The organism is Arthrobacter sp. 4R501 (assembly GCF_002929755.1).
Lineage (GTDB): Bacteria > Actinomycetota > Actinomycetes > Actinomycetales > Micrococcaceae > Arthrobacter.
Genome location: NZ_PJIW01000030.1, coordinates 32,235 through 44,176 on the forward strand (window position 1 = coordinate 32,235; position 11,942 = coordinate 44,176).

Annotated in this window: 11 protein-coding genes; 5 read left to right on the forward strand and 6 right to left on the reverse strand. The window is 65.6% G+C overall.

What is annotated here, in order from left to right; genetic code table 11:
• Positions 1-129 precede the first annotated feature (129 nt).
• A complete protein-coding gene (locus CXR02_RS20970; protein WP_104063744.1) occupies positions 130-1,104 on the forward strand; it encodes a type IV toxin-antitoxin system AbiEi family antitoxin domain-containing protein in 975 nt (324 codons plus the stop codon).
• A 167-nt stretch (positions 1,105-1,271) separates the two neighbouring features.
• Here CXR02_RS20970 and ppsA read toward each other — a convergent pair whose 3' ends face one another.
• Both ppsA and CXR02_RS20980 read right to left on the reverse strand, forming a co-directional pair.
• Positions 1,272-3,656, reverse strand: coding sequence for a phosphoenolpyruvate synthase (gene ppsA, locus CXR02_RS20975; RefSeq protein WP_104063745.1), 2,385 nt, complete (start codon positions 3,654-3,656; stop codon positions 1,272-1,274).
• Between the two features lie 153 nt (positions 3,657-3,809).
• Positions 3,810-4,628 (reverse strand): pyruvate, water dikinase regulatory protein, encoded by an 819-nt coding sequence (locus CXR02_RS20980; protein ID WP_104063746.1) that lies wholly within the window; start codon positions 4,626-4,628, stop codon positions 3,810-3,812.
• A gap of 156 nt (positions 4,629-4,784) precedes the next feature.
• Between CXR02_RS20980 and CXR02_RS20985 the strand changes: the two genes are divergently transcribed.
• The 4 genes from CXR02_RS20985 to CXR02_RS21000 all read left to right on the forward strand — a co-directional run bounded on the left by CXR02_RS20985 (position 4,785) and on the right by CXR02_RS21000 (position 7,890).
• Positions 4,785-4,985, forward strand: coding sequence for a hypothetical protein (locus CXR02_RS20985; RefSeq protein ID WP_104063747.1), 201 nt, complete (start codon positions 4,785-4,787; stop codon positions 4,983-4,985).
• A gap of 96 nt (positions 4,986-5,081) precedes the next feature.
• Positions 5,082-6,137, forward strand: coding sequence for an alpha/beta fold hydrolase (locus CXR02_RS20990; RefSeq protein ID WP_104063748.1), 1,056 nt, complete (start codon positions 5,082-5,084; stop codon positions 6,135-6,137).
• A 150-nt stretch (positions 6,138-6,287) separates the two neighbouring features.
• Positions 6,288-7,022, forward strand: coding sequence for a GAF and ANTAR domain-containing protein (locus tag CXR02_RS20995; RefSeq protein WP_104063749.1), 735 nt, complete (start codon positions 6,288-6,290; stop codon positions 7,020-7,022).
• A 127-nt stretch (positions 7,023-7,149) separates the two neighbouring features.
• Positions 7,150-7,890, forward strand: a complete 741-nt coding sequence (locus tag CXR02_RS21000) for a GAF and ANTAR domain-containing protein (protein WP_104063750.1) — start codon at positions 7,150-7,152, stop codon at positions 7,888-7,890.
• 185 nt (positions 7,891-8,075) lie between these two features.
• Here CXR02_RS21000 and purU read toward each other — a convergent pair whose 3' ends face one another.
• The 4 genes from purU to CXR02_RS21020 all read right to left on the reverse strand — a co-directional run.
• On the reverse strand, positions 8,076-8,930 hold the full coding sequence (gene purU / locus CXR02_RS21005) for a formyltetrahydrofolate deformylase (protein ID WP_104063751.1): 855 nt from the start codon (positions 8,928-8,930) through the stop codon (positions 8,076-8,078).
• Positions 8,931-10,442 (reverse strand): D-serine/D-alanine/glycine transporter, encoded by a 1,512-nt coding sequence (cycA, locus tag CXR02_RS21010; RefSeq protein ID WP_104063752.1) that lies wholly within the window; start codon positions 10,440-10,442, stop codon positions 8,931-8,933.
• Entirely contained in the window at positions 10,432-11,259 is an 828-nt protein-coding gene (locus CXR02_RS21015; protein WP_104063753.1) for a methylenetetrahydrofolate reductase, read from the reverse strand. Before CXR02_RS21015 ends, cycA begins: the two co-directional genes overlap by 11 nt.
• Before the next feature lie 41 nt (positions 11,260-11,300).
• The coding region (locus CXR02_RS21020) for a lipoyl synthase (protein ID WP_146072577.1) at positions 11,301-11,942 on the reverse strand (642 nt) is incomplete at its 5' end.

Sequence of the window (11,942 nt, forward strand, 5' to 3'; positions counted from 1 at the left end):
TACGCAGCCCATATTCCGGATGCGCCCGGGTAGGCGTGGGTCGGAAACGGACAAGCGCGTCGCCAGGACTTCTCCACATAGCGGCACCTACCCCTCGCGTCCATCGCGCGCAGCTGGCATCTTCGCTACATGACGGATCTTCCACCGCTTCTCTTGGCCCGCGACCGCGCCCTTCACGGGCTGACACCGAATGACCTTGCCAAGCGCGTAAAGGCCGGTTCCCTGGTCCGCGTCCGCCACGGCGTCTACACGGACGGGCAGGTCTGGAAAGGGCTGAAGCCGTGGGAGCAGTATCGCCTCCGCGTCCAGGCAGCTGCGGAAACGTTCGAGAAACCCACGGTCTTCGCCAGGCACTCCGCCGCCAGCGTGTGGGGAATTCCCACCATCGGCCTGAACCACCCGGTCCAGGCCCTCACCATGAAGAACGACGGCGGCCGGTCACGTGCCGGAGTCCGCCGCCACTTTGCTGCGCCGGCGGGTCTGACAGTGGTCCAGCGGGAGGGCCTGCTCGTCACCGGCCGCATCCGCACTGTCCTGGACCTGGCAGCGTTTGCGCCGTTCACGGAGGCGGAAGCGCCGCTGGACCACGTACTGAAACCGGACCGCGCCCTGCGACTGAGGGCCCTGACCAAGAACGAGTTAGTGGCGGGCCTCGGCACCAACTACTCGTCGGCCGCCGGGCGGAGGATAGTGACCGCCGTGGCATTCGCGGACCCATTGTCCGGTTCCGCAGGGGAGTCCTACAGCCGCGCGCTGATCCACGTGGCCGGCTTCGAAACGCCGGTCCTGCAGCAAGCCATCCACGACAGGGACGGCCTGGTGGGCTACACCGACTTCTATTGGAAGCAGGCCAAGGTTGTTGGCGAATTCGATGGTGTGGAGAAGTACATCAAACCGGAGTTCCTCCAGGGCCGGACCGCGTCGCAGGCGGTGGTGGAGGAAAAGAAGCGCGAGAACCGAATCCGGGCCGCTGGGTTCAACGTGGTGAGGTGGGATTGGGCCGAGCTGATGGAGCCCGGGAAGCTGGAACGCAAGCTGGCAGCGGCCGGCGCGCCCCGCCGTCGTACGCGTTCTGCGGTTTTCGACGCGCAAACCCGACCGTGACCCGCATATTTCCTGGCGCCGGTGATATTCAGGTGTCGACAAGGAATCTGCGCAGCGACAAGCCGCTGCCGTGTCGAGGAGTACATCCTTGACCGCCGTTAACGCACGACGTCGGCACCCAAGCCGGGTGCCGACGTCGTGCGTTCAGCGGATTTCGACAGGCTCAATCACCGGTGTGCCGTGGTGCCGGCGAGCCGGAGCCAGGTGTCCACCACGGTGTCGGGGTTCAGGGAGACGGAATCGATGCCTTCCCCGACCAGCCACTCGGCGAAGTCGGCGTGGTCGCTGGGACCCTGGCCGCAGATGCCGACATACTTGCCGCGCGCCTTGCAGGCCTTGATGGCCATGCTGAGGAGCTTCTTGACGGCAGGATCGCGTTCATCGAAGCCGCCCGAGACAATGGCGGAATCCCGGTCCAGGCCCAGGGCCAGCTGGGTCATGTCATTGGAGCCGATGGAGAAGCCGTCGAAGTAGTCCAGGAACTCGTCGGCCAGCAGCGCGTTGGACGGAATCTCACACATCATGATCACCTCGAGGCCGTTCTCGCCACGGACCAGGCCGTTCTCCGCCAGCAGCTCGATGACGCCGCGGGCCTCATCCAGGGTCCGCACGAACGGGATCATCAGCTTGACGTTGGTCAGGCCCATCTCGTTGCGGACGAAGGACAGGGCCTCGCACTCGAGGTCGAAGCAGTCCCGGAAGGACGGCTCCAGGTAGCGTGAGGCGCCGCGGAAACCGAGCATCGGGTTCTCTTCGTGCGGCTCGTAGGCCGGTCCGCCAATGAGGTTGGCGTACTCGTTGGACTTGAAGTCGGACATGCGCACAATCACCGGCTCCGGGGCGAAGGCCGCCGCGATGGTGGACACCCCTTCGGCCAGCCGCTTGATGTAGTAGTCGCGCGGGCTGCTGTACGCGGCAATCCGTTCCCGGATTTCCGCGGCCACGTCCGCCGGCTGGCTGTCCAGGTTCAGGAGCGCCTTGGGGTGGATACCGATCTGGCGGTTGATGATGAATTCCAGCCGGGCCAGGCCCACGCCGTGGTTCGGCAGCTGGGCGAAGGTGAACGCCTGCTCCGGGGTTCCGACGTTCATCATTACCTTGACCGGGGCCTCCGGCAGCTCGGTGATGGCGGTTTCCTCGACGCTGAAGTCCAGGAGCCCTTCGTAGATGGTGCCGGTCTCACCGTCGGCGCAGGAGACGGTCACCTCGAGGCCGTCGGCAAGCGAATCCGTAGCGCTTCCGGTGCCGACGACGGCGGGAATCCCCAGTTCGCGGGCGATGATGGCCGCGTGGCAGGTGCGTCCGCCGCGGTTGGTGACGATGGCGGAGGCGCGCTTCATGATCGGTTCCCAGTCCGGGTCGGTCATGTCCGCGACCAGGACGTCGCCGGTCTTGAAGGCGGCCATCTGGTCGATCGATGTGAGGATGCGGACGCTGCCGGCACCGATGCGCTGGCCGATCGCGCGGCCCTCGGCCAGGACCCGGCCGGTCGCGTTGAGGCGGAAACGGCTGAGGCTGCCGGCGGCCCGGCGGGACTGCACCGTCTCCGGGCGTGCCTGCAGGATGTACAGGCCGCCGTCGGTCCCGTCCTTGCCCCATTCGATGTCCATGGGACGGCCGTAATGGTTCTCGATGGCGACGGCGTGCCGGGCGAGCTGCTCGACGTCGGCGTCGCTGAGGCTGAAGCGGCTCCGCAGGGAGGCCTCGACCGGCACGAAGTCGATGGTCCGGCCGATCTCCTGGCTGTTGGTGTAGGTCATCTGGAGGGCCTTCTCGCCCAGTCCGCGCTTGAGGATGGCGGGGCGGCCGGCCTGCAGCGCGGGTTTGTAGACGTAGAACTCATCAGGGTTCACGGCGCCCTGGACCACGGCCTCGCCCAGGCCGTAGGAGGACGTGACGAACACTGCGTCCTGGAACCCGGACTCAGTATCCATGGTGAACATCACGCCGGAAGCCCCGACGTCGGAGCGCACCATCCGCTGGATGCCCGCCGAGAGTGCCACCTCGGCGTGTTCAAATTTGTGGTGCACGCGGTAGGCGATGGCCCGGTCGTTGTAGAGGGACGCGAACACGTCCTTGATGGCGATCAGGATGTTCTCGATGCCGCGGACGTTCAGGAAGGTTTCCTGCTGCCCGGCGAAGGAGGCATCCGGGAGGTCTTCCGCCGTGGCGCTGGAACGGACGGCCCAGGAGAGGTCCTCGGAGCCCGCGTGCTTGTCCACCAGCTGCTGGTAGGCGTTCCGGATCTGCGCCTCGAAGTCCGGCAGGAAGGGCGTCTCGCGCATCAGCGCGCGGATTTCCTTGCCCGCTGCTGCCAGGGCGGTCACGTCATCGGTGTCCAGGCCCACCAGCCGGTCGGCGATCTTCTGGTCCAGGCCCGAGTCAGCCAGGAAGCTGCGGTAGGCGTCCGCCGTCGTGGCAAAGCCGTCAGGGACCTGGACGCCGGCGGAGGTGAGGTTCTGCACCATCTCACCGAGGGAGGCGTTCTTGCCCCCTACCCGGTCCAGGTCCTTGAGTCCGAGTTCTGAGAACCACAGGATGTCTGTTGTCATAATTGCTGCTCCTTTGCAGGGATGATGGCATGCCGGGGCGCCGCCCGCTCGCGGCTGTGGCCGGTTGCTGGGCGCGGATCCTGTCTACAGTGACAGGTCCACAGCACTCATACCAACATGATGTGCGCCACACTGGGCTTGTGAAATTTTTCCCTAATGTTTGAGGTTCATCCGCTGCAGGATGGTGGCGGCCATTTCCTCCACGGACACGGTGGCCGAATTCAAGTACGGGATCCGGTGGGAGACGTATAGCTGCTCGGCACTGCGCAGCTCGAAGCCGCACTGCCGCAGCGACGCGTAGGGTGAGCCGCGGCGCCGCTCGGTGCGGATCTGGCTCAGCCGCAGGGGGTTGGAGGACAGCCCGAAACACTTCTCAACAAAAGGCCGCAGCGGCTTGGGCAGCCCTTCCCGTTGGAAATCCTCGTCCACCAGCGGGAAGTTCGCGGCGAAGATGCCGTGCTGCAGCGCCAGGTACATGGTGGTGGGCGTTTTTCCGCAGCGGGACGGTGCCACCAGGATGACCTGAGCCTTTTCCAGCGCCCGCAGGCTCTGGCCGTCGTCGTGTTCCATGGCGTACTCGACGGCGGCCATCCGGGACTGATACCGCTCCGCGTTGCCCAGGCCGTGGGCCCTGCCGGGTTCGCCGCTGGCCTGGGAACCGAGGGCATGCTCCAGCTGTCCCACATGCGTCCCGATAAGATCCACGATGATCCCCTGGCACTTTGCAATGGCCTGCCTGATGTCAGTGCTGACGGCGGTGGAAAAGACGACGGGCCGCGGGCCGGTGGCGACCAGTTTGTCGATGGTGCCCACCACGGATCTGGCCTGCTCGACCGTGGTTATGAACGGGACCGTGATGCGGTCAAAGTTGTTCGCGGGGAACTGCGTCAACAAGGTGTTGCCGAGTGTTTCCGCGGTGATGCCGGTGCTGTCCGAAAGGAAGTAGACAGGCCGAATCTCGTCATTGGTCATGAAGGCATTCCACCATCCGGTGGTTGAGCTTGTCGAAACCGCCGGACCTTCCGGTGGTTGAGCTCGTCGAAACCCGGGCTTTTACCCGGCAGAAACACTGCGGCAACCTGGCCGGGGCATGCTGGGCATACGGGGACAACCAGCAGGGGGCACAGCATGATCACTGACAAGGTGCAGACGGTAAGAATCCAACCCGGCGACCACATCGAGGCGTGGCACAACGGCAAGCTCTTCCACAAAGGCCGGGTGACCGACGTCGTACATTCCCTGGAACTGATCTGGATCAAGGACGCGAGGACCGGCGCGCGGAAGCTGTTGGACCCGGACGCTCTGGAGATCATCCGGGTCCGGGACTAACGTGGTGCGTGGTGGGCCGCCCGGCTAGGGCTGCCCACAAGGACAGACAAGAGCTGCGAGAGTTGGGCCGCGGGTTCGCACCTTTGGAGGTCGGTCATGCCGCTGCGCAGCTTCTCCCGCCGCACCCGTTCGGTCCCGGATGACGCACCGCCGGACGACGCACCGCCGGACCAGCCACCGCCGCGCCGGAAACGGCGCAGTCGAGGACTGCGTGCCATAGCCGCAGTGGCGCTGACTGTGGTGGGGCTGGTGATTGCCTCCACCCTGGCCAATCTCATCATCGAAGGGGTTGAACGCTCAAACTCCACGGCGTACGGCGAACGGATTCAGATCGGCCCGGGGACCATCAACGTCTCCCGGACCGGCGAAACCGGTCCAACCCTGGTGCTGCTCAGCGGGCTTGGCACGCCGGCGCCGGCGCTGGACTTTGCCCCGCTGATCCGGGAATTGCACGGCTACCAGATCGTGGTTGTGGAGGGGTTCGGCTATGGCTACAGCGACATGACCGCCCGGCCGCGAACCATCGAGAACACCTCCGACGAACTTCACGAACTGCTCTCCAAGCTCGCCATTACGGGCCCCTACGTCCTTGTAGGCCACTCGATCGCGGGCTTCAGCACCTTGTACTACGCCAACAAATATCCCGGGGAAGTGTCTGCCGTCATCGGCATCGACCCCACAGTACCTACCGGCACCACTGCCCCCACTGAACGTCCGGCACCTGCGGAGCTCCCGCCGTCGGGCAATTTCTGGGAACGGATACCTTCGACCATAGGCCTGGTCCGCTGGGCCGCCGCCCTGGGCCTCACGGACCCAGCGGGCGACGGCTATATCGCGGCGGAACGTGATCAGATGCGCATGCTGCAGAGCTGGAACTTTGGCAACCAGGCACTCACCGACGAAACGAACCGGATTGGGGAGAACGCCCTCAAGCTTCAGGCCCTCCGCTATCCCGATCAGCTTCCGGTGCTTGAGTTTCTCGCACGGGAAACTATCCAGCAACAGCCCGAATGGCAGGCCGTCCATGAACGCCAATTGCTTAATGTCACGCGTCGTGAGCTGGTCATTCTTGACGGCCCGCACTACCTGCACTGGACCCACTCCAAGGAGATGGCGAAAAGGATTGATGAGTTCCTGGGCAGGACCCCGTAGGTTTCGCTCCCCACCCGCCCCCTTACCTCGCAAGCTCGGCGCAAGCCCGGCCAGGGAACCCGACGGGCGTGGGCCCGGCTCAACCACCGAGGGCAGTCACTGCGCTCACGGCATGCTTGTGGGCACTCTGGGTTCGGCCTAGATTTGGGCATGACCAATTCGCCCGAACATGAGCTGCTCCTGGAGCTGCAGGACCTGATTATTGGCACGGGATCGGTAGCGGACTTCCTGGGCGGGTTCTCCATCATCGCCGCCGCCGCCCTGAGCCGCTCCGCCGGCGCCACGGTGGAATGCGGGGTCACCCTCAAGCACGCCAGGAAAACCACAACGGTTGGCGGGAGCACTGAGCGCGCCATCCACCTGGATCGGATTGAACAGGCCGTGGGCGAAGGGCCCTGCATCGAAGCGTTGCGGGCCGGGACCCCTGTCCTGCTGGCCGACGTCCGCACCGACCCGCGCTGGCCTGTCTATCAGAAACGCCTGATTGCGGAGGGCATCCACAGCGTCCTCGGCGTCCCCCTCGAAATCGGTGAAAACGCGGCCGCCGTCCTGAACTTCTTCGCGCCGGCCACTGGCGTATTCACCGACGACACCATCAGTGAGGCAGCCAGCTTCGCCGACGTCGCCGGCAGTGCCGTCCGCCTGGCCGTCAGGGTGGGAACCGCCGAGAGCGCCGCGGATGACCTGAGCGCGGCGATGATGAGCCGCACGGCCATCAACATTGCCTGCGGGATCATCATGGCCCAGAACCGCTGCAGCCAGACCGAGGCGATGTCCATCCTGATGAAGGTCTCCAGCCACCGGAACCAGAAGCTCCGGGACGTGGCCGACGAGATCGTCCGGAAGGTCTCGGGCGAGGAAGCCACCACCTACTTCGACATGTAGGGGCACCAACGAAACCCGGGCCTGGGGGCTACCTGCCCGCCCTGGAAAAAAGCGAGTACTCACTACTCGTGTGCCATCCCGTCAGGGCCTTTTACGATGAGGGCGTACCGACACATGGGGGCTGGGCATGATGATCGATCAACAGGTGGACTGGCGCGTCTCGGGGGTCCTGCTGGATTTCCGCGGACACTCGGAAGCGGCATCAGCGTGCGCACTGGCCCGGATTGCGGCGTCCGCCGTGAGCGAGATTGCCGGCTACCCCGTGGAGAGCACGGTGACGCTCGTGCGGCCGGACGGGACGCCCTTCACAGCGGCAACCACCGACGCCGCCGGCGGCCTTTCCCGGTGGGACCAGCTCGCCGGACGGGGTCCCACCTCGCGGGCACTGGGCGGCCGCCTGACCATCATTCTCAATGATCACTGCCTGGACAGGCGCTGGGACGAGTACCCGGCCAGTCTCAGGTCAGCCGGCTTCCGCTCCGCCGTCGCCGTGCCATTGCGGCTGGAACGCGGCTACCGGGCCGCACTGACGCTGTATTCGGCGGAAACGAACGTGTTCACCCCGGTTGTCGCCAGCCAGGCGCTGGCGTTCTCCGACGTGGCGGCCACGAGCCTGGTCCTGGCACTGCAGGTCCGGGCTGGCCTGGCCCAATCCGCGGACCTCCGCGCAGCCATGGCCAGCCGCACCGCGGTCAACGTCGCCTGCGGCGTGATCATGGGCCAGAACGGGTGCTCCTACGAGGCGGCGTTGCAGATGCTCACGCTCGCATCGAGCCACCGGAACCTGACCATCCGCGACGCCGCCGAAGCGATGCTGCGCCCGCTCCCGGGCGGGGTTCCGCCCACACACTTCCAGCAGCGCACCTGACGCAGCGGCCGCCGTCGAGCATTAAGGGCGCCACGACAGTTGCGCACCCCCCACTCCCCCGGTGGTCGAGTGCCGTTCGGTGATCGAGTCTGTCGAGATCCCGGTTTCGCTCCCCACCCGCCCCCTCGCCTCGCAAGCTCGGCCAGGGAACCCGGCGGGCGTGGGCCAGGCTCAACCACCGCGGGTCAGCGCAGAACCACTGTGCGCCCGCCGTCGAGCATTACCCGGCCTTCACAGTGCCACCGGACCGCGTTGCTCAGCGCCTTGCACTCAGCATCACGGCCCACGCGCACCAGGTCGTCCGCCGTGTACGTGTGGTCGACGTCGATGACCTGCTGGGCGATGATCGGCCCTTCATCCAGCTCCGCGTTGACGTAGTGCGCCGTGGCGCCCACGGTTTTCACGCCGCGGTCGTAGGCCTGGTGGTAGGGCTTGGCGCCCTTGAAGCTGGGCAGGAACGAGTGGTGGATGTTGATGGTCCGGCCCGTCAGCTGGGCCGACAGCTCGTCGCTGAGGACCTGCATGTAGCGGGCCAGGACCACCAGTTCCACGTCGAACTCATCCACGAGCTCCAGCAGGCGCGCTTCCTGCGCCGGCTTGGTCTCCCTAGTGACCGGGAGGTGGAAGAACGGGATGCCGTGCCACTTGACCAGCTCTTCGTGGTCCGTGTGGTTGGAGACCACGGCCACGATTTCCACCGGCAGATCGCCCGTGCGGGCCCGGAACAGCAGGTCGTTGAGGCAGTGCCCGAACTTGGACACCATCACCAGGACCCGGCGTTTGCGGCCGTGCGGCTCCAGCTGCCAGTTCATGGCCCACTCAGCGGCCAGCGGCTCGAAGTCCCGGCGCAGGTCCTCCGTGCTGAAGGCGGTTTTCCCGGCGGCGAAGTGCACCCGCATAAAGAACTGCTGGGCCTGGCGGTCACCGAAGTGCTTGGTGTCGATGATGTCGCAGTCGTGATCCAGCAGGTACCCGGTGATCGCGTGGACAATCCCCGGGGACTCGGCGCAGTTGACGGTCAGAACATGTTCGGTTGCCACTTAGCTCTCCCGCGATGCCTTCGCGTCGGTGAGGTCAGCGTCGGCGAGGGCCTTCTCGTCGGCGGCCTTCTCCTCGGCCTCTGCCTTCTCGCCGGCGAGCTCCTTCTGGAACTCCGCGTAGCGGGCCAGGTGGGCCGGGCGCTTGCGCAGGATGAACCAGGCGACGCCGAGGATGATGAACCAGGTGGGGGTGACCAGCAGCGCCACGAGCGTGTCCGGCTGCGTGGTCAGTGCCCACAGGACGAAGGCGAAGAACGCGAAGACCACCCAGACCATGGGGATGCCGCCGGGCATCTTGTACTTGGACGCGTCGTGCAGGTGCGGGCGGCGTGAACGGAACTTCAGGTAGCTGGCCAGGATGATGGACCAGACGAAGACGAAGCAGACGGCGGAGACCGTGGTGACCATGTCGAACGCCTTGCCGATGTCCTTGCCGGCGTACATCAGGATGATGCCGGAGAGCAGCAGGATGCAGGAGAGGAACAGTGCGTTCTGCGGGACCTTGCGGCGGGACAGGTTGCTGAACACGGCGGGGGCGTCGCCCTCCTGGGCCAGGCCGTACACCATGCGGGAGGTGGAGTAGATGCCGGAGTTGGCCGAGGACATGGCCGAACTGAGCACCACCAGGTTCACCACAGTGGCCGCGGCGCCGAGGCCCGCCAGGGAGAACATGGCGATGAACGGGCTGTGGCCGGCCTGGAACTGGGTCCACGGCGTGACGGACATCAGGATGATGAGGGCGCCTACGTAGAAGAGCAGCACGCGGATGGGGATGGAGTTGATGGCCTTGGGCAGGTTCTTCTCCGGGTCCTTGGCCTCGGCGGCGGTGGTGCCCACGAGCTCAATACCCACAAACGCGAACACGGCGATCTGGAACCCGGCTACAAAGCCCATGAATTCGTTCGGGAACATGCCGCCGTGGCTCCACAGGTTGGTGAAGGTGGCCGGGCCGGCATCGGACTGGAACCCGCTGAAAATCATAAACAGGCCAACAATGATCAGCGCGGCGATGGCGATGATCTTGATCAGCGCGAACCAGAACTCGGTCTCACCGAACGCCCGCACCGTTGCGAGGTTCAGGACCAGAAGGATGATCACGGTGGCGATGCCCGGAATCCACAATGGCACCCCCGGCCAGAGTTCCTCCGAGTAGGCGGCGATGGCGATCACATCCGCGATGCCGGTGATCACCCAGCAGAACCAGTAGGTCCAGCCGGTGAAGAAGCCGGCCCACGGGCCCAGCAGGTCGGCCGCGAAGTCGCTGAAGGACTTGTAGTTCAGGTTGGACAGCAGCAGTTCGCCCATGGCCCGCATGACGAAGAACAGCATGAAGCCGATGATCATGTAGACGAAAATGACGGACGGGCCGGCGGCCGAGATGGTCTTGCCTGAGCCCATAAAAAGGCCCGTGCCGATGGCGCCGCCAATGGCGATCAGCTGGATGTGCCTGTTGCTGAGCTGGCGTTCAAGGTGGGGCGTGTTGCCCGGGGTGGTGACGGTTTTAGTACTCACGTGCTGCTCCTCGAATCAATACTGGCTGGTGAGCCGTTGTGGAAGACGCGACCGCTTCGTTGGGGACCGCGCCGAGGTTGTTGAAGCTGTAAAGGTGGATCCCTGCGATGCCGGGCTGACTTTCGAGCCCGGCCACCAGGGTGTGGGGTGAGTAGCGGTCGCCGCTGAGCAGCTTCCGCGCCAAAGTTCCTTTGCTGCTGAGAAACTTCAGGGAACTTCCGACGCCGATCTGCGTGGCGAGTGCCACCAGTTTCGTCCGCGGGACGGACCCCGCCACGCCCGCCCAGACGGGCAGGTTCACGCCTTCGCGGCGCAGGAGCGCCGCGAAGTCGAGGATTTTGGGGGCGTCGAAGCACATCTGGGTGACCACGTGCGTGGCCAGGTGCTGCTTGTCCTGAAGTGCGTCCAGCAGGTCAAGGGCGGCCACCGTCGGGTGGCCTTCCGGGTAACCCGCGACGCCGGCGCGCATCCGGCCGCCGGTGTACTGGGCGATGTCCTCGAGCAGCGGGAGCGCTGAATCGTAGGGGCCGGCTGGCTGCCTCCGGTCGCCGCCGATCACAAACACCTCGCCGATGCCGGCAGCATCGCACTCACGCATGATCCGGGTCAGCTCGGCCCGGTCATGGATGCTGCGCGCGGCCAGGTGCGGGATGACGGTGTAGCCGAGCGTACTCAGCTCCACCGACGTGCGCATGGTCCGTTCGATCCCGTGGTGCGGCAGGCACGTCATGGTCAGCGTGGTGGTCAGCGGAACCAGCGCCTGGACCTGGGCAACAATCCCGGTTGAGGGGATGATTTCGATTCTTGTAGGGAACATCTTCGGTCCTTTCCTGATCTCGACTCTGAATACGGGGGCGGTCAGCTGGCGTGGGCTGCCAGCAGTGAGCTGGCTTCCTGGCGGGTGCTGCCGGAGGACTCGATGTGGGCGAGCTGGGCGGGGATTTCCCAGCCCTTCTTGCGCATCGCGGTGGCCCAGAGCCGGCCGGCCCGGTAGGAGGAACGGACCAGCGGGCCGGACATGACGCCGAGGAAGCCGATCTCCTTGGCCTCGTCCTGCAGGTCCACGAACTCCTGCGGCTTGACCCAGCGGTCCACCGGCAGGTGTCGTTCGGAGGGGCGCAGGTACTGGGTGATGGTGATCAGGTCACAGCCGGCCTCGTGCAGGTCCCGCAGCGCTTCGGAGATTTCCTCGCGGGTTTCGCCCATGCCCAGGATCAGGTTGGACTTAGTGACCATGCCCAGGTTCCGGCCCTGGGTGATGACATCCAGGGACCGGTCGTACCGGAACGCCGGCCGGATCCGCTTGAAGATCCGGGGCACGGTCTCGACGTTGTGCGCAAAGACCTCCGGCTTCGAATCGCAGATCGCCGCGATGTGCTCGGGCTTGCCGGAGAAGTCAGGGATCAGCAGTTCGACGCCGGTGCCCGGGTTCAGCTCGTGGATCTTCCGGACCGTCTCGGCGTACAGCCACACACCCTCATCGGCCAGGTCATCCCGGGC